The organism is Enterococcus sp. MSG3299, assembly GCF_050555765.1.
Lineage (GTDB): Bacteria > Bacillota > Bacilli > Lactobacillales > Enterococcaceae > Enterococcus > Enterococcus faecalis.
On the sequence record NZ_CP187869.1, the window covers coordinates 705,222 to 722,353 of the forward strand.

The 17,132-nt window shown below is 36.5% G+C and carries 19 protein-coding genes; 14 read left to right on the top strand and 5 right to left on the bottom strand.

Going from position 1 to position 17,132, the window contains the following annotated elements; genetic code table 11:
• Nucleotides 1-21: 21 nt before the first annotated feature.
• Nucleotides 22-222 carry a 50S ribosomal protein L35 gene (gene rpmI / locus IGL23_RS03500; protein WP_002355798.1) on the top strand — a complete coding sequence of 67 codons (201 nt, stop codon included), beginning with the start codon at nt 22-24 and terminating at the stop codon, nt 220-222.
• 60 nt (nt 223-282) lie between these two features.
• Complete coding sequence (gene rplT, locus IGL23_RS03505; protein WP_002355799.1) at nt 283-642, top strand: 50S ribosomal protein L20; 360 nt, start codon at nt 283-285, stop codon at nt 640-642.
• Between the two features lie 46 nt (nt 643-688).
• Here the strand turns inward: rplT and IGL23_RS03510 are convergent, their stop codons facing one another.
• Nucleotides 689-1,069: an MmcQ/YjbR family DNA-binding protein gene (locus tag IGL23_RS03510; protein ID WP_002397944.1), complete on the bottom strand. Its 381-nt coding sequence runs from the start codon at nt 1,067-1,069 to the stop codon at nt 689-691.
• A 67-nt stretch (nt 1,070-1,136) separates the two neighbouring features.
• Here IGL23_RS03510 and IGL23_RS03515 point away from each other — a divergent pair, with 67 nt between their 5' ends.
• From IGL23_RS03515 to IGL23_RS03525, 3 genes are all read left to right on the top strand, one after another.
• Nucleotides 1,137-1,496 carry a DUF1304 domain-containing protein gene (locus tag IGL23_RS03515; protein ID WP_002355801.1) on the top strand — a complete coding sequence of 120 codons (360 nt, stop codon included), beginning with the start codon at nt 1,137-1,139 and terminating at the stop codon, nt 1,494-1,496.
• A 67-nt stretch (nt 1,497-1,563) separates the two neighbouring features.
• The gene (locus tag IGL23_RS03520; RefSeq protein ID WP_050443329.1) at nt 1,564-2,058 is read left to right on the top strand and encodes a GNAT family N-acetyltransferase; all 495 of its coding nucleotides are present in this window, start codon (nt 1,564-1,566) and stop codon (nt 2,056-2,058) included.
• 17 nt (nt 2,059-2,075) lie between these two features.
• Nucleotides 2,076-2,591: a GrpB family protein gene (locus tag IGL23_RS03525; RefSeq protein WP_010822615.1), complete on the top strand. Its 516-nt coding sequence runs from the start codon at nt 2,076-2,078 to the stop codon at nt 2,589-2,591.
• Between the two features lie 15 nt (nt 2,592-2,606).
• Here the strand turns inward: IGL23_RS03525 and IGL23_RS03530 are convergent, their stop codons facing one another.
• Nucleotides 2,607-3,782 (bottom strand): SulP family inorganic anion transporter, encoded by a 1,176-nt coding sequence (locus tag IGL23_RS03530; protein WP_033595144.1) that lies wholly within the window; start codon nt 3,780-3,782, stop codon nt 2,607-2,609.
• A gap of 93 nt (nt 3,783-3,875) precedes the next feature.
• Nucleotides 3,876-4,904: a YeiH family protein gene (locus IGL23_RS03535; RefSeq protein WP_033595146.1), complete on the bottom strand. Its 1,029-nt coding sequence runs from the start codon at nt 4,902-4,904 to the stop codon at nt 3,876-3,878.
• 112 nt (nt 4,905-5,016) lie between these two features.
• Between IGL23_RS03535 and IGL23_RS03540 the strand changes: the two genes are divergently transcribed.
• The 9 genes from IGL23_RS03540 to IGL23_RS03580 all read left to right on the top strand — a co-directional run bounded on the left by IGL23_RS03540 (nt 5,017) and on the right by IGL23_RS03580 (nt 14,099).
• Complete coding sequence (locus IGL23_RS03540) at nt 5,017-5,847, top strand: LysR family transcriptional regulator (protein ID WP_002358839.1); 831 nt, start codon at nt 5,017-5,019, stop codon at nt 5,845-5,847.
• Nucleotides 5,848-5,911: 64 nt separating this feature from the next.
• On the top strand, nt 5,912-6,784 hold the full coding sequence (locus IGL23_RS03545) for a VOC family protein (protein ID WP_033595148.1): 873 nt from the start codon (nt 5,912-5,914) through the stop codon (nt 6,782-6,784).
• 273 nt (nt 6,785-7,057) lie between these two features.
• Entirely contained in the window at nt 7,058-7,282 is a 225-nt protein-coding gene (locus IGL23_RS03550) for a hypothetical protein (RefSeq protein ID WP_002355808.1), read from the top strand.
• 88 nt (nt 7,283-7,370) lie between these two features.
• Complete coding sequence (gene sapR, locus IGL23_RS03555; RefSeq protein WP_002355809.1) at nt 7,371-8,045, top strand: two-component system response regulator SapR; 675 nt, start codon at nt 7,371-7,373, stop codon at nt 8,043-8,045.
• A 13-nt stretch (nt 8,046-8,058) separates the two neighbouring features.
• A complete protein-coding gene (gene sapS, locus IGL23_RS03560) occupies nt 8,059-9,084 on the top strand; it encodes a two-component system sensor histidine kinase SapS (RefSeq protein ID WP_002358842.1) in 1,026 nt (341 codons plus the stop codon).
• A gap of 147 nt (nt 9,085-9,231) precedes the next feature.
• Nucleotides 9,232-10,095: a GRP family sugar transporter gene (locus IGL23_RS03565; RefSeq protein WP_002355811.1), complete on the top strand. Its 864-nt coding sequence runs from the start codon at nt 9,232-9,234 to the stop codon at nt 10,093-10,095.
• Between the two features lie 40 nt (nt 10,096-10,135).
• The gene (locus tag IGL23_RS03570; RefSeq protein WP_016615620.1) at nt 10,136-11,527 is read left to right on the top strand and encodes an amino acid permease; all 1,392 of its coding nucleotides are present in this window, start codon (nt 10,136-10,138) and stop codon (nt 11,525-11,527) included.
• 187 nt (nt 11,528-11,714) lie between these two features.
• A complete protein-coding gene (gene metG / locus IGL23_RS03575) occupies nt 11,715-13,724 on the top strand; it encodes a methionine--tRNA ligase (RefSeq protein ID WP_002355813.1) in 2,010 nt (669 codons plus the stop codon).
• Between the two features lie 99 nt (nt 13,725-13,823).
• A complete protein-coding gene (locus IGL23_RS03580) occupies nt 13,824-14,099 on the top strand; it encodes a hypothetical protein (protein ID WP_002361374.1) in 276 nt (91 codons plus the stop codon).
• Nucleotides 14,100-14,157: 58 nt separating this feature from the next.
• On the opposite strand, the gene IGL23_RS03585 is transcribed toward IGL23_RS03580, so the two are convergent.
• Nucleotides 14,158-14,763: a hypothetical protein gene (locus IGL23_RS03585; RefSeq protein WP_002383359.1), complete on the bottom strand. Its 606-nt coding sequence runs from the start codon at nt 14,761-14,763 to the stop codon at nt 14,158-14,160.
• Between the two features lie 120 nt (nt 14,764-14,883).
• The gene (locus tag IGL23_RS03590; protein WP_016630153.1) at nt 14,884-17,106 is read right to left on the bottom strand and encodes a HelD family protein; all 2,223 of its coding nucleotides are present in this window, start codon (nt 17,104-17,106) and stop codon (nt 14,884-14,886) included.
• Nucleotides 17,107-17,132 lie beyond the last annotated feature (26 nt).

Consider the following 17,132-nt stretch of genomic DNA (forward strand, 5'->3'; position numbering starts at 1 on the left):
TTTTGAGGAGGAAAATTAGTCATGCCAAAACAAAAAACACACCGCGGATTAGCAAAACGTGTAAAACGTACTGGTGGAGGCGGCTTAAAACGTGGCCGTGCCTTTACATCTCACCGTTTCCACGGTAAAACTAAAAAACAACGCCGTCAATTGCGTAAAGCAAGCATGGTTGCAAAAGGCGATTACAAACGTATCCGCCAACAATTAGCAAGAATGAAATAAAACAACTCGGTGACTTTTAGATTACCGTCAAGAGAAACAAGATATTAGGAGGAATTCAACATGGCACGTGTTAAAGGTGGAACAGTAACCCGTAAACGTCGTAAAAAAGTCCTTAAGTTAGCGAAAGGCTACTACGGATCAAAACATACTTTATTTAAATCAGCAAAAGAACAAGTAATGAACTCTTATTACTATGCATTCAGAGACCGTCGTCAAAAGAAACGTGACTTCCGTAAATTATGGATTGCACGTATCAACGCGGCAGCTCGCATGAATGGCTTAAGCTATTCTAAATTAATGCACGGTTTGAAATTGGCAGAGATTGATATCAACCGCAAAATGTTAGCTGACTTAGCCGTTAACGATGCAGCAGCATTTACAGCGTTAGCTGAACAAGCAAAAGACGCTTTAAGCAAATAAGCTTAAACAATCTTTCACACCCTACTCCTTGAGTAGGGTGTTTTTTTTAATAACTCCGTTGGTAACTTTCATCTATAAATGAAAAAATTTGTGAGAGCGGAATTTCTTCAGAAAGACTTAACCAATGCTCTTTATTCATATGATAGGCAGGAAAATAGCCAGGTTGGTTCTTTAATAAGGCAATCAATTCAGGCGCAAGTTTAACGGTTAAAATAGTGAGCTGCTTATTCTCGGTAGCGCCGAGCAGTTGTGCATCCAGTGGCATAATTAAAGCAAACCATTTTGCATTTCTAGGATGACGAAAGACGAGATAGTCTGGGTGTTTTTCAAAAGGGAAATCGGGCGTTATCTGATAACGTTCTTGGATATAGGCGCTAATAGTTTCTTGAAAAGTCATAGGTTTCTTCCTTTCGTTAAGGCTAGGCATATCTATTTACATCATAGCAAAAATTACATAAAATTACTTCGTTCAAAGGAATGGGAGGAGGGAGCAGATGACATTAATTTCAACAATTTTAGTAACCTTGGTGGCTGTAGAATTTTTCTACATTATGTATTTAGAAACGATTGTACCAACATCTGAGACAACAAGCCGTGTTTTTAAAATGGATAAGCAAGAGTTACAAAGAAAATCAGTGACTACATTGTTTAAAAATCAAGGAATCTATAATGGACTAATCGGTGCAGGACTTATTTATAGTGTCTATTTTGCGCAAGCAACGATGGAGATGACAAAATTTTTATTGATTTATATTATTTTAGTGGCGGCGTACGGTAGCTTAAGTAGTGATAAAAAAATTATTTTAACACAAGGCGGTTTAGCTATCGTGGCTTTGATTAGTTTACTCGTTTAGCCATCAGAGTTAATAGAGAGAGACAGTCAAATCGACAGAAAAAACACGGTTGATTTGACTATTTTTTATGGAATTGAGAGAGACAAAATGTGGTATACTTTGTTTATTAGATAGGGAGGAATTAAAAATGCTGAACCAAAAAGAAGTAAAAAAAACCGATTATCCTCAATTAATTTCTCTATGGCGTTCTTCAGTAGAAGCTACCCATTTGTTTTTGAGTCAGGTAGATATTGATAAAATCGAAGTAGTTTTACCTGATTATTTTCAACAAGTTCAATTAAGTATGTGGTTAAATGAAGAACAGAAATGCGTGGGCTTTAGTGGAACAAACCAACAAACATTGGAAATGTTATTTATTGACCCAGTCCATTTTCGTAAAGGCTATGGTGGAGAAATTATCAAAAAATTAATAGAGCAAGAATCAATTGTCTTTGTTGATGCCAATAAACAAAATGAAGGGGCTGTGAAGTTCTATCAATCTCAAGGGTTTCAAGTAATTGGTGAATCAAAGGAAGATCCTCAAGGAAATCCGTTTCCTATTTTACATATGAAACGGATATAGAAAAGAGGGAAGAATTCATGCGGGTAATCGTTACTGAATACCAACCAGCCTGGGTGGAACAGTTTGAAGAAGAAGCCCAAGCGTTGAAACAGATTCTAAAGGAAAATTGTCTTAAAGTTGAACATATCGGTAGCACATCTGTGCCTAATTTAGCAGCCAAACCAATTATTGATTTTTTGGTCATTGTTGAAGAAATTGAAAAAGTAGACCTGTTACAAGGGGAATTTGAAAGAATCGGTTATGAATATATGGGGGAATTTGGACTATCAGGACGTCGTTATTTACGAAAAGGCCCGATAAAAAGAACACATCATGTGCATATTTATCAGTTTAACAATACGCAAGAAATTTTGCGCCATCTTGCTTTTCGAAATTATTTACGAGAAAATCCGGCAATTGCTACAACCTATGGTACATTAAAAAAGCAATTGGCCCAAGCACACCCCGATAGCATTGATAAATATATGGATGGCAAAGATGCGTTTATTAAGAAAATAGAAAAAGAAGCGTTGAAGAAATATTGGGAAAAATAAAAAAAGTTGCTAAAGCTAGCAACTTTTTTTTGGTTCTTTTTTGAAAAAATGATAAAGAAGACCACTTAAAAGAACACCTAGAATAATTCCAATCGCTAAATTATGCGTGTAGACGATCACACTCACTGTCACGAGTAAAATAACAATTTCAGTAATTTCAAAAGTTCGGAAAAGCTGCAAACTTTCCCAATCAAAGGTGTCGACTGCCACTGTCATCATAATCCCAATCAATGCAGCTGTAGGAATGACTACCATCACGGATTTAAAAACAAAAATGAATAGAAGGAGGGTAATACCTGAAATCAAAGTAGAAAGCCGTTTTCGTCCTCCAGATTTAACATTAATGACCGCTTGCCCGATCATCGCACAGCCAGCTTGGCCACCAAAAAAGCCGGTAATTATATTAGCGAATCCTTGCGCCTTAACTTCTCGTTGGCTATCACTTTGGCTCGCTGTCATTTTGTCCACAATGGGGATCGTCAATAAAGATTCAATTAACCCGACCATTGCTAAGGCAACAGAGCTAGGTAAAATAATCCACAACGTTTCTAAGTTGACGGGTACATTAGGCCAACGGATCGCTGGATGAAACTGACTCATTTCACCAAGATCACCTACCGTTTGCAAATGACCTTTTAAAAAATAGGAAAGGATAGTCATGAATAAAATAACAATTAAAGCAGGAGGCACAATTGTAATAAACTTAGGTAATAGATAAATAAGTAAGATACTACAGATAATCATACCGTAGGACCACAGTGTTTGATGGGGCAATTGTTGTACTTGCGCCATGAAAATTAAAATGGCTAACGCATTGACGAATCCGTACATCACTGTCTTGGGAATAAAGCGCATTAATTTATGGATACCTAAATAACCTAAAATAAATTGTAGAAAGCCTGTTAAAATAGTCGCAGCAAGCATGTATGACAAACCGTGTGCTTGAATTAAGCCTGCAAGGACTAAGGCCATTGAACCAGCAGACGCCGAGACCATTGCCGGACGGCCGCCCGTAAAAGTAATCACAAGTAAAGTAACTGCTGAAGCAAACACTGCAGAAAGCGGGTGAACACCAGCAATAATCGCAAACCCGATTACTTCTGGTAAAATGGCGACAGAAGAAACGAGACCGGCAAATAGATCATTTCGTTCATTGCCTAACCATTCGTTTTTTTTAAAACTAAATAACATCGAAAAACTCCTTTAAGTTAATAAAACCTTATTCATAATAGCATGAATAAGCTGAAATAAAAAAGTTTGACGTGTTAACGTCAAACTTTTTTATTAGAACTGTAGCAGTGCCAACAACAAAATGGCTAGGACGACTTGAACAGTTCCTACTGATAAACCATAGATTAAGAAACGTTTGCCTTCTTGGAAAAACTTTTTAAAATCGAGTCGTAACCCGATTGCTGCCAAGGCAGTAATTTCAAACCAAGAACTAAAGAAATGAGCAGTCTCACTGATCACGACGGGGAAATGAATCAAACTATTAAAGACACAGGCAATGAAAAAGCCAACTACATACCAAGGTAGGGCGCTACTTTTTTTGGTGACTTCTACCAACTCAGCCTCAGATTCTACCGTCTTACTTTGCTTGAAACGTCCAAATAAATAGACAACTGCTACGAGTAGGACAATTCGCATAATTTTAAAGAGCATCGCAAGTTGAACTGCGTTCTCATTGACCATATTGGCACTGGCGACAACCTGACCAACTGATTGTAAAGTCCCTCCGATTAGTGCGCTACGAGCCAACAAATTGGTACCATAGAGAATCCCACTTAAAATGGGTAAGGTCAACATTAAAACGGTACCTAATAAGTTTACTAAAGTAATGATTTGGCCTTTTTCTTCCTCATCTGCTTGAATTGCTGGAGCAATCGAAGCAATGGCAGAAGACCCACAAACGGCATTACCACCAGCCATCAATAAAGACATATTATCAGAAAAAGCCAGTTTTTTACCGATCAAATAGGCAAAAATAATGGTCAGCGACATTTGAATGAGAATAAATGCGACACCTTGTAAGCCAATTTGGGCAATCGTTTGAAAGGTCACGGTGGTTCCCAATAAAACAACAGAAAATTCTAGTAATTTACTTTCGGCTACTTTGGTTCCGCGATTTAAATTGGCACCGCGAACAAAGGTATTTCCCAAAAAGATTCCTAGTAAAATAGCTATCGTTGCGGCGCCTAAGCTAGGTAACCAGATGGCAAGAAACTTGCTAAGGCAGGCGACAAGGAAAGCTGTTAGCAAGCCGGGAAGAATTTGGAATAAAGATTGGATATAATCATTTTCTGAATTTTTCATTGAAAAAATCTCTCTTTCTTGTTCATTACTTCCAGTATAACGAAATTTTTTACATTTGAGAAATAAATAGTTAAAATAATATTTATAATAGAAAGTTATCGAAAGGATACCTATGTTTAAATTATTAAAGACTTTTCAAATTGTGTATGAGCAAATGAACTTTTCCAAAGCAGCTACCTGCCTATATATCTCACAACCAGCCGTTTCTAATCAAATCAAACAATTAGAAGAAGAATTAGGCTGTTCATTGTTTTTAAGAAATGGTCGACAAGATGTAGTCCCTACTAGGCAAGCGGAAGTCTTGTATAATCGTTTGCTAAATTTAGCTGATGATTGGCAAGAAACATTAACAGCTCTTCATCAGGCGAGATTACCTAAAGAAACTTGCCGAATTGCTGCGTCTAATACTTTTGCAGTTTATTATTTGCCGCAACTGATGCAGCATTTACAGACACAGTATGCAACGATCAATTTTGTTTTAGAAATGAACAATTCAGAAGAAGTAGTGGAAAAAGTTGAGAAACATCAAGTTGATTTTGGCTTTATCGAAAAACCATTAATTACGAAAGGCGCCTCTCGTGAAGAAATTATTCAGGATCAATTGGTTTTAGCTGGGGACCCTGCCAATCAGAATTGGTTGGTACGTGAAAAGGATTCTGGGGTCTTTCATTATACCCAACAGTATTTAGAAGAAAGTAATCAAAGCCCAACACTCATGACGGTTAAAAACAATGAAATGATTGTTAAAATGTTGGAATTGGGCATGGGGCAATCGTTGCTTTCAAGAAAGGCGATTACTGAAAAAATCCCCTTCCAAACGTTAGGTGAAAAGTACTGGCGTTCCTTTTATTTTTTGACACGGGGACATTTAAAATCCTCCTTGCTTCAAGAAGTAAAACAAGCAATTTATCGATTCTATCAGACGGAAATGAATAAATACTAAAACGTTCTCTTTGTTTATTTATCAATCTTTGACTACACTAAAGAAAACGAAGGAGGGAACCACAATGCCTAAATTTTCACCTTGTTTATGGTTTGACACACAAGCGGAAGAAGCTGCTAACTTCTATACAACAATCTTTGAAAAAGGTGCGATTCTAAGTAAAACGAACTACGTTAATGAGGAGCATCAACCTCAAGGAACATCATTAATGACCATTGAATTTACCTTGGCGAACCAAACAATCATTGGTTTAAATGGCGGACCAGAATTTTCCTTTACGCCAGCTAGTTCATTTTTTGTTGAATGTAAAACATTATCACAAACAGAAACGTTGTGGAAAAATTTAACAGCAGACGGACAGATTTTGATGCCTTTTGGGGAATATACTTTTAGTCCTTTATATGGTTGGGTAGTGGACAAATTTGGTGTCTCTTGGCAAGTGTCTTTTTCAGGAAAAGAACAAACAATTGTACCAACCTTTATGTTTGCTAATGAAAAATATGGCGAAGCAGCCAAAGCTCTATCAGAATGGTTGGCGATTTTCGGTCCAGGCGAAATAATTGAAAAAGTTGAATATGAAGATGGGAACATTGCGCAAGCACTTTTCACATTACAGGAGCAACCGTTTCGAGTAATGGATGCACGAGATAAACATGATTTTGATTTTACCATGGCCTTCTCCATTTATATTGATTGTGAAAATCAGGAGGAAATAGATCGGCTATGGCAACAAGTGACTGCTAAAGGGAAAGAATGGCCGTGTGGCTGGATGGAAGATCAATTTGGGGTCAGTTGGCAAACAGGCAATCCTGAACTGAAACGTTATTTATCTGACTCAAATCCAGCTAGAGCAAATGAAGTGACCAAAAAATTGTACCAAATGAAAAAAATAGATTTAAACCAGTTAAAAGAAGTGTATGACAAATATAATCATTAGAAAAACTGAGGTTGTCTGATCGACTACACTTCGTTACGTTGGTATCAATTCCAATACATGGAACATACTAGAGTTGAAGGACTTGTCTTTTAAGGATCAAGACCTTCAACTCTTAAAAAAGGCTCGATTCTTGCGAGTTCCAAAGAGGCTACTTCTATTTTGTTGTTTACTTAATGGTTAGGACTCTGCCGATTTTTTTATAAGATTATGCTATAATTAAGAGTAGTAAATTATTGAAGGAAAAATGAAAAGTCCAAAATAGGAAGTGGTAAAATGATTGAGTTAATTGTGTTGTTAACAGTTTTTACTTATGGAACGAACTTTGTTTTATATCTTATTTTGAAAAATAAAAAGTCCATGCCAATTGTCGAAAAAGCTTCTATTGTATTAGGAATTAATATGTCTGTGTTATTATTAGATGGTATTTTTGCTTTTGTTGGTAAATTCATCATGTTATCAGAATGGGAATTATTAGCGCCTATTTTTGAAATAGTGTAAAAATCATCATAAAGTCCTATATCCAAAAAGAATGAAGTTTGTTAGGATAAGAAAGATGAAAATTTAGAAATAAAAGAGGTGGGATTGCATGGCTAAAATCATGATTGTCGAAGATGAAACAACCATTCGAGAATTAATTAGCGAGGAATTACAAAAATGGCAATTTGAAACGATTGGAACAACCGATTTTAATGATGTATTGGATGATTTTCAAGAGGAGAATCCCCAATTAGTCTTGATGGATATTAATTTACCTGTTTACGATGGGTACTATTGGTGTCAAAAAATTCGTGAAGTTTCTAAAGTACCAATTATTTTTATTTCGAGTCGTAGTACCAATATGGATATGATTATGGCGATGAACATGGGCGCGGATGATTTTGTTACAAAACCGTTCCAGATAGATGTTTTAATTGCTAAAATCAATGCTTTGTTGCGCCGCTCTTATAACTATTCCGATACGGATAGTGAAGTGCTTTCACATAATGGCATTACTTTAAATGTGGACAATGGACGAATGGAAATCAAAGGCGAAATGATCGATTTAAGTAAAAATGAATACCGATTACTGTATCTTTTAATGAAAAAGCACGGAAAAATTTTAACACGTGAAAAACTATTGCGCGCTTTATGGGACGATGAACGTTTTGTGGATGACAATACGTTGACGGTAAATATCAATCGTTTACGAAAAAAAATTGAGCAAGCAGGGATTGCTGGCTATATTGAAACCAAAGTGGGCGTCGGTTATATGGTGCCCTAGATAGGAGTAGACAATGACCATTCTAAAGTATTTAAAAGATCGCTGGTTATTACTAATTGGTTGGTTATTTTTTCTGTTCTTAACTTGTTTTATTTTATGGTTGGCTCCTAATGTCCGCTTAGATTGGACAGTGGTTGGCTATATCTTTTTACTGCAAAGTGTTTTTTTATCGCTATTTTTAACAATTGATTATTATTTAAAACGTAAGTGGTGGCTTTCGTTGGCAACGGAAAAAGAGCCGCCTTCTTTACAAGAATATTTGAATACAGCAGAAAAAGAAGAAGAACTACTTGTCCAAACGTATATTAACGGTTTATTGCAAGAGCACCAACAAACCATGCAGCAAGCAATTAACAACCAACAGGACCAAAAAGATTACATTGACTCTTGGGTTCATGAAATCAAAGTCCCCCTAGCGGCTATCACGTTACTGGTACAATCTGTCGAAGATGATATTCCAGAGAAAAAATATTATCTATTGGAAAATGAGTTAGGTAAAATTGATGAATATGTCGAGCAAGTCCTATATTATGCTAGATTGGACAGCTTTTCTCGAGATTATTTACTTCAAGAATATTCTTTAAAAGAAATTGTGCAATCTGTTGTTCGTACGCAAGCAAATTATTTTATCCAAAAAAGATTGCAATTCTCAATTGAAGGAGAAGATGAAGCGGTTTTAACCGACCGAAAATGGGTCATTTTTATTTTCCGCCAATTATTAAGTAATGCAGTCAAGTATACGCCAGAAGGCGGCACGATTACGGTTCTAATTTCCAAAAATAAACAAGGTATTTATTTATCTTTAAAAGATTCTGGGATTGGCATTCCGATGCAAGATCAACGACGCATTTTCGATAAAGGATTTACTGGTGAAAACGGGCGGAAAAGTGAACAGCATTCGACTGGTCTTGGCCTGTATTTGGCCCATAGCTTAGCGAAAAAGTTAGGTCATGATTTAACAGTCGAATCGACAGAAGGGCAAGGTACGACGATGACATTGTTTTTCCCTTCCCTCAGTTATTATAATGAAGTGAAATAAAAAGTAGGTCTATCAGCAAACTAAAGAGGTGATAGGCCTTTTTTTATTTATTAAAACTTTCTTGCTAACTTCTCTTACTCTTCTTAGTTGTTTAGAAAACGTTTTTATTGTTAGAATGAAATGAAATAAATTTGTTAGGAGAATATTATGAGTTTACTTATCGCTTTAGTGCCCATGATTGCGTGGGGCAGTATTGGTTTAGTCAGCGGTAAAATTGGTGGAAGCGCCAATCAACAAACGTTAGGTATGACAATCGGCGCATTACTATTTTCAATTGTTGTCTTTTTTGTCATCCAGCCTACGTTGACGACAGCCACATTAATTGTTGGATTTATATCTGGTTTATTCTGGAGTTTGGGACAGAATCAACAATTTCATAGCATGAAATATATGGGCGTTTCAGTTGGCTTACCAATTTCAACTGGGATGCAGTTAGTTGTTAATACCGTTGCAGGGGCTGTTTTTTTCCATGAATGGACAAAAACAAAAGACTTTGTTGTGGGCTTTATCGCTTTAGCCTTTTTAGTTTTTGGGGTGTATTTAACAGCTCGACAAGATGATGATAGTCAACCGAAAACCTCAAACAGTATGTTAGATTTTAATAAAGGGATTCGGGCGTTGATTTTCTCAACAGTTGGGTATGGTGTCTATACCATCATTATTAATGCCACTGGTTTAGATCCGTGGGGAATTATTTTGCCACAAAGTATTGGTATGTTAGTGGGGGCTAGTTTCTTTGCCTTCAAAAAAGTCAAGGTTGATCGTTTTGTTTGGATGAATATGACGACGGGTCTGCTTTGGGGCTTAGGAAATATTTGTATGTTATTAACCATGCGTGAAATTGGCTTAGCTATTAGCTTCTCTTTATCACAAATGGGGATTATTATTTCGACTCTTGGGGGCATCTTCCTTTTAGGGGAAAGAAAATCAAAAAAAGAAATGTTTTATGTTATTTTTGGTTGCATTTTTGTTATTCTAGGTGGTATTCTTTTAGGGTATATGAAAGCGTAAATAGTTTATTTACGCTTATTTTTTTTACGGGGGTAAACACATGTCTATTTTCAGAAAAAAAGAAATCACTGTGCCTGTCAATGACAGTGGTGGGATGAAAAAAAATCTTAAGACGATGGACTTAATTTTTCTAGGAATTGGGGCTGTAGTAGGAACAGGGATTTTTGTTGTGACAGGTGTCGCAGCGGAACGCTATGCAGGTCCAGGGCTCGTCTTATCATTTCTGGTAGCAGCAGCCGCGATTATTTTATCTGGTTTATGCTATGCAGAATTTGCATCACGTATTCCGGTCATTGGCGGGCCGTATGCCTACATGTATGTGGTCTTTGGAGAAATTGTGGCTTGGATGACTGGTTGGATGATTATTTGTGAGTTTTTCTTGGCGGTTTCATCCGTTGCTTCAGGTTGGTCAGGCTATGTCCATGGCTTTTTGGATAGCTTAGGTTTTTCTTTGCCGCAAGCGTTAAGTGGCGCTTATAATCCAACAAATGGTACATATATTGATTTGATTGCCATGTTGGTCGTTGTAGCTGTAACTTTTTGGGTATCCTTAGAAGCGAAAACAGCGTTACGTTTAAATAACTTAATGGTTTTCGTGAAGTTTGGGATTATTTTATTATTTGTTCTCGTTGGGATCTTTTATGTGAAACCAATGAACTGGCAACCATTTATTCCTTATGGTTTTTCAGGCGTTTTCAGTGGTGCTGCTTTAGTTTTCTTTGCCTTTCTAGGGTTTGATGCGGTTAGCATGGCCGCGGAGGAAGTGAAGAATCCGAAAAAAGATATTCCAAAAGGGATTATTGGTTCCATTATTATTTCAACATTATTATATATTGTTGTTACGTTAGTTTTAACTGGGATTGTTCCATTTACGGATTTAGGGGTCAAGGATCCGGTGGCTTTTGCGATGCGCTTCATTAATCATGGCGCAATTGCGACAATCATTTCAGTTGGTGCTATTTTAACCTTATTAACAGTGACGATTGCGATGATGTACAGTTTAGCCCGTGTGATTTATGCGATTAGTAAAGATGGATTATTGCCGCAGTTTATGAGCAAAATCGATGAGAAGCGGCACACACCTAAGAATGCAACCTATGTAGCTGGATTTTTAGCAATGGTTTTTGCTGGGATTGTTCCAATGGAGATGTTGGCTGAACTTACAAATATCGTGACACTCTTTTATCTGATGTTTCTCGCTTTAGGAATTATCAAATTACGGACAATGAAAGGAGAACCGCAAGCAGGTGAATTTAAAGTGCCTCTTGTGCCGGTTCTACCATTAATTTCAATCGTGGTTTGTGCGGCTCTGATGTTCCAATTGTCTTTAGCTACTTGGCAAGTATTTGGCATAGCCGTAGTGATTGGTTTGGCTATTTATTTCTTTTATGGACGACACCATAGTATCGTTCGTTTCGAGACAAAAGAATAAAAATGAACAAAAAAAGAGAGGAATACTTGTCAATTAGACAGGTCTTTCTCTCTTTTCTTTCTGGCATTTTCTTCATTTTCAAGAGAAAACCGACAAGAAATATAGTTTAATAATGTCTAATTATGGTATACTGTTTAGGAGTAAATCCTGAGGGTTTAGGAAAATGACTAAAGGAGGTTTTTTCTGTATGTCACAGAAAGAAACATTTTATATTACCACCCCAATTTATTACCCAAGTGGGAAGTTACATATTGGGAATTCATATACAACAATCGCCTGCGATGCAATGGCGCGTTACAAGCGTTTAATGGGTTTTGATGTATTTTATTTAACAGGTGTGGATGAACATGGCCAAAAAATTGAAAAAAAAGCTGCTGAGTTAAATGTGACACCAAAAGAGTACGTTGATAAAATGGCAGCAGATGTTCAAAAATTATGGAAAACATTAGATATCAGCTATGATAAATTTATTCGGACAACGGATGATTATCACATGGCAGCCGTGCAACAAATTTTTGATCGTTTAGTAGAACAAGGAGATATCTACCTTGGAGAATATGAAGGTTGGTATTCAGTTTCTGATGAAGAATTTTTCACTGAAACACAATTAGCTGAAGTATATCGTGACGATGAAGGCAATGTCATTGGTGGGAAAGCACCAAGTGGTCACGAAGTCGAATTAGTTAAAGAAGAATCCTATTTCTTCCGCATGAGTAAATATGCGGATCGCTTGGTACAATATTACGAAGAACATCCAGAATTTATTCAACCAGAATCTCGTAAAAATGAGATGCTAAATAACTTCATCAAACCAGGATTGGAAGATTTAGCCGTTTCAAGAACGACTTTCTCTTGGGGAATTCCATTAAAAAATGATCCAAAACATGTGGTTTACGTATGGATTGATGCGTTATCAAACTATATTACAGCACTAGGTTATGGCTCAGAAGATGATTCATTATTCCAAAAATATTGGCCTGCGAACGTGCAAATGGTTGGGAAAGAAATCGTGCGTTTCCATACGATTTATTGGCCAATTATGTTAATGGCCTTGGATTTACCATTACCGAAAAAAGTCTTTGGACATGGTTGGTTATTGATGAAAGACGGAAAAATGTCTAAATCTAAAGGAAATGTTGTTTACCCTGAAATGTTAGTAGAACGCTACGGTCTAGATGCGTTACGTTACTATTTATTACGAGCAATTCCATTTGGTAGTGACGGCGTCTTTACACCAGAAGATTTCGTTTCTCGCTTAAATTATGATTTAGCTAATGACTTAGGAAACTTGTTGAATCGAACAATTGCGATGATTAATAAATATTGTGATGGCAAAGTACCAGCCTATGCTTCAAAAGTTACCCCATTTGATAGTGAACTATCGACAACTGCGGCGAATGTTATTGGAAAATATCATGAAGCAATGGAAAAAATGGAATTTAACACGGCCATTGCAGAAATCTGGACGCTAGTTTCTCGTGCCAATAAATATATTGATGAAACAGCGCCTTGGGTATTAGCTAAAGAAGAAGAGAAACGCAACGAATTAGAAAGTGTCATGATCCATTTAGCGGAAAGCTTACGAATTGTGGCAATCTTATTGCAACCAGTCATGACAGAAACACCAGGGAAAATTTTCGAACAATTAGGCTTAGATCCAGAAACAATGAACATGGAAAATATTCATTTTGGTGAGTTCCCAACAGACGTAACAGTAACAAGTAAAGGAACACCTATTTTCCCACGTTTAGAAATTGAAACAGAAGTAACGTATATTCAAAAGAAAATGTCCCAAAGCGAAAGTGCTACAGAAGAGGATATTAAATGGAATCCAGAAGAAACAACTTTGGTTTCAACGAAAGAAAAACAAATTAAGTACGATGATTTCGATAAAGTGGAATTAAAAGTTGCCGAAGTTATTGACTGTAAAAAAGTCAAAGGAGCAGATAAATTATTGCAATTCCGTTTAGATGCTGGAGATGAAAACCATCGTCAAATTCTTTCAGGTATTGCTGAATTTTATCCAGATCCAGCTGCGCTAATTGGCAAAAAAGTAGTCATTGTGGCTAACTTAAAACCAAGAAAAATGCGTGGTCAAATTAGCCAAGGAATGATTCTTTCAGCTGAATCACCAGAAGGGAAACTTCAAATTGTTGAAGCACCAAAAGAAATGCCAAATGGTGCAGGAATCGCATAAAAGCATAAGTAGTAAAGATAAAAGGTAAATTGTAACCTTTTATCTTTACTACTTTTTTTGTATACTAGAAGAAAAGTGATTTGATGTGGGGGAAGTTTGATGGCTTATCATAAATTTAAGTTTTATGAGCAACGAAAAAATGATCCTAAATGGCGTCCGTATTATTTAGAAGCTATGAGAGTAAGGGAACAAGCACGGCTAACAGTTCAACGTAGAAAAAGAAGGGCAAGAATTAGAACCTTTTTAGTGGTTGCGATACTGGTTATTTTAGTTTTTCTGTTATTGGCTCATTGGACATATTCACAAACAAATGAACTCTCTTTCTCCAGTTTTATCGACGTCCTAAAATCGAAAATCAACGAATTTTTAAATTAAAAGAATCGAAGAAAAGCCTAGAAAAAATCATTTGCGATTTTTCCTAGGCTTTTCTATTTTAGAGTTTCACTTTTTTAGGTATTCGTTTTTTACCAAAACGGCCTTTCGTTAGGCGACTTGGTAAAATAATCAGTAAGAGTGAAAAAGGGACACTAATAATTTGCCACGTGAGTAAACGGCCTAAGCTATTATTTTTATAGAGCCACTCTAATATAAAATGCAGTCCTAAAATACTTAACAAAGCCAAGCCTGTCAGGAAATAAGGCGTTGATACCCAGTCGGTCGTTTTCAAGAGACTAAAACCTAAAGGAATTAGATAAAAGTAAGCACTTGTTAAAGTAATCCGCCAACTTTTCATAACGGTGCCTAAATTAATTATAAAAAAAAGTAAAGATAGGACTAAAGCAAAAGGTGGAAACAAAGCCACTAACGCCGAATAGATGGTTCCCCAGACGAGCATTAAGGGACCTTTAACAATAGCGGCAATAAGTGTAAACAAGCCAATTAGGAGTAACTGCTGTGTCAGTGAGCCAAAAGTTAGTAAGCCAAATAAAATAAGCAGTAGCCAGTGCCAAATGGTTTGGTTTTGTTGTTTTCGCTCAATAGTTACATTTTTTTGGATAGAGGTTTTTAAAAAATTTTCTAAATCAGGTGATTGTTTCACCTTCTCACGCTCCTCTCAACTTAAGAGACAACAAACGAGTAGGTCTGCTAATTAAAAAGCAGTGCCTACTCGTCTATTATAAGTGGTTTTTCTAAAAATAAAATCCGCCTTAAGTCTCAGTTACTGGGCTGCCAAGTAAGGTGTAAACCATTCAGAAAGTGTGCCGGTATAAGGTAAAACGACCCGTTTCATTCCACGAGAAATAGCAGTATACAGGATTTTTTTATCTCGTTTATTGTCGGAATAACGATTAACATTTGGGTTATGAAGAATTACATTATCAAATTCTAGACCTTTTGCCATATCAATTGATAAAACTTGCAGTGACGGATGTTCTTCCAATGAAAGAGAAGCACTAAGTTCTTTTGTTAATTGTTCTTTTTCTGCAAAAGTTTTAGTAATAATGGCGGTGCTTTCTTTCGGATCAAAAGTTGCAATGGAAGTGACGATTGCTTTAAGATAGTCAGACGCAGAGTCACAAGGAATAAATGTCGGCTTTTCTCCATCATGCCGGATGGGCACAATGGTTAATTGCTCTGGTTGAGTGCCTAAGGTTTGGAAGAGTCGTGTAATTTCTTTACTTGAACGATAGCTGTTTAATAATTGATAGGTTCCAACAGAACGGCTGGTTTCGTTAACCAATAAATCATGGGCTTCAGAAAATTCAATGGCTGTATTAAAAATGGCTTGATTTTCATCACCAGCTAAAGTAAAACTAGCTTTAGGGAAAAGTGTCAGCAGTAATAATAATTGGGCTTCTGTATAATCTTGGACTTCATCGACTAGGATAAAAGCCATTTGCTGGTTGGCGAGGTTTTCAATAAATGCATGTTTCACCAAAATAAGGGCCACAATTTCATCGGCTGTGAAAACAGCTGTCTCTTTTTGATACGATTTTTCAGTGAATAAAGAATAAAACGTTTCAAAAAAGGCCCATTGATCTAGCCAAGCATCATTTTTAATAGCGGCAGTGATAGAGCGATATTTTTTCTTCAAACGTTTTAAAGCAAAATCAGCCAGATGTTTTTCATTATCTTCGGTAATCACTGTGCCAAAATAACGAACTTGTTCAGCTTCTGTTAAATCTTGGAATTGATCCAACATTTTTTTAGAATGGGCTTGTTTTAATAAGTACCGTGTCCAAAGACTGGTTAATTTTTCTTTTGTGGCTGAAATTCGTTGGCGAATACTCAAGTCAGCTGGTGTTTCTTGATAAAGTTTAAAAATTGTTTCTGAAGTAAATAAGGTCTGCTTTTTAAAAGTTAAAGGACGGAAAAAATGTGGCTGCACAACCGCTTTTTCAGGATTGCTTAAAAGAAACGTTGCAAATTCTTTTGAACGAATAACGTGCTCTTGCTCCGTTGCCTCAGAGCGAGTAATGCGTTCGAAATAGTCCGTTTCTTCTTCCATTGGCCATGCTTCTTTGGTAGTGAAGCGTAAAAATTGTAAAAGAGTCAAATTCAAGGGATTTCGTTCGCCTAAATTCGGTAAAACTTGAGAAATATAATCAATAAATGTTGAATTTGGTGAAAGTAATAAAATATTATCCGCTGTAATTTCTGCTCGATGTTGATAAAGTAAATAAGCAATCCGTTGCATAATCGCAGACGTTTTCCCACTACCAGCAATCCCGTTGACTAGTAGGAGTGGCTGCGTTTCGTCACGAATTATTTGATTTTGTTCTTGTTGAATGGTTGTCGTAATGTCCTTCATATAAGGAGAAGCATCTTCTTCTAAAGAATGCAATAACACATCATCTTGAATCGCAATGGTTGTGTCAAAATAGTTGATTAATTGATCTTTTTCAATAATTAACTGTCTTTTCAAATCAAGTTGTACAGGAATGGTTTGTTGATGTGCCGTGTAGGCTGTTTTCCCTAAAACATTATCATAAAATAACGAAGCAATCGGTGAGCGCCAATCGTGAATGCGCGTTTCTTCTTCTAAAGAAGTAAAATCGTTTACGCCAATATAAAAGTTTTCTGGCTCTTCAGGGCTGTCTTCAAAAGTCACGCCAATTTTGCCAAAATAAGGAACTTGTAATAGGCGTTTCACTTTGTCTAAATTTTTAGCCGTTGCTTCATTTTTTAAGTTCCACTGATCAATTTCACGGTTCTTCATTTCCAACATGGCAAACGTTTCTAGATTATCGGCATAACTATCAAAATTCAGCTTAGAATCGCGACCAAATTCCTCTAGCATATGTTTGCCATCTTTCATTGTGTTCGCCAATTGCTCTTCGTAAACTTTTTTAGCCGCTTGCAGCTCATGATAAACCGTTGTTAAATGCTGTTGTTCATAAATTTTTTCATCGGTCATGGAGATTCCTCCTTTTAATAACATGACTGAATAGTATACGTTACTTTTAG

Coding starts and splice junctions, on each gene's coding strand:
- rpmI (WP_002355798.1), top strand. CDS start 22: ATGCCAAAACAAAAAACACACCGCGGATTAGCAAAACGTGTAAAACGT.
- rplT (WP_002355799.1), top strand. CDS start 283: ATGGCACGTGTTAAAGGTGGAACAGTAACCCGTAAACGTCGTAAAAAA.
- IGL23_RS03510 (WP_002397944.1), bottom strand. CDS start 1,069: ATGCCTAGCCTTAACGAAAGGAAGAAACCTATGACTTTTCAAGAAACT.
- IGL23_RS03515 (WP_002355801.1), top strand. CDS start 1,137: ATGACATTAATTTCAACAATTTTAGTAACCTTGGTGGCTGTAGAATTT.
- IGL23_RS03520 (WP_050443329.1), top strand. CDS start 1,564: ATGGAATTGAGAGAGACAAAATGTGGTATACTTTGTTTATTAGATAGG.
- IGL23_RS03525 (WP_010822615.1), top strand. CDS start 2,076: ATGCGGGTAATCGTTACTGAATACCAACCAGCCTGGGTGGAACAGTTT.
- IGL23_RS03530 (WP_033595144.1), bottom strand. CDS start 3,782: ATGTTATTTAGTTTTAAAAAAAACGAATGGTTAGGCAATGAACGAAAT.
- IGL23_RS03535 (WP_033595146.1), bottom strand. CDS start 4,904: ATGAAAAATTCAGAAAATGATTATATCCAATCTTTATTCCAAATTCTT.
- IGL23_RS03540 (WP_002358839.1), top strand. CDS start 5,017: ATGTTTAAATTATTAAAGACTTTTCAAATTGTGTATGAGCAAATGAAC.
- IGL23_RS03545 (WP_033595148.1), top strand. CDS start 5,912: ATGCCTAAATTTTCACCTTGTTTATGGTTTGACACACAAGCGGAAGAA.
- IGL23_RS03550 (WP_002355808.1), top strand. CDS start 7,058: ATGATTGAGTTAATTGTGTTGTTAACAGTTTTTACTTATGGAACGAAC.
- sapR (WP_002355809.1), top strand. CDS start 7,371: ATGGCTAAAATCATGATTGTCGAAGATGAAACAACCATTCGAGAATTA.
- sapS (WP_002358842.1), top strand. CDS start 8,059: ATGACCATTCTAAAGTATTTAAAAGATCGCTGGTTATTACTAATTGGT.
- IGL23_RS03565 (WP_002355811.1), top strand. CDS start 9,232: ATGAGTTTACTTATCGCTTTAGTGCCCATGATTGCGTGGGGCAGTATT.
- IGL23_RS03570 (WP_016615620.1), top strand. CDS start 10,136: ATGTCTATTTTCAGAAAAAAAGAAATCACTGTGCCTGTCAATGACAGT.
- metG (WP_002355813.1), top strand. CDS start 11,715: ATGTCACAGAAAGAAACATTTTATATTACCACCCCAATTTATTACCCA.
- IGL23_RS03580 (WP_002361374.1), top strand. CDS start 13,824: ATGGCTTATCATAAATTTAAGTTTTATGAGCAACGAAAAAATGATCCT.
- IGL23_RS03590 (WP_016630153.1), bottom strand. CDS start 17,106: ATGTTATTAAAAGGAGGAATCTCCATGACCGATGAAAAAATTTATGAA.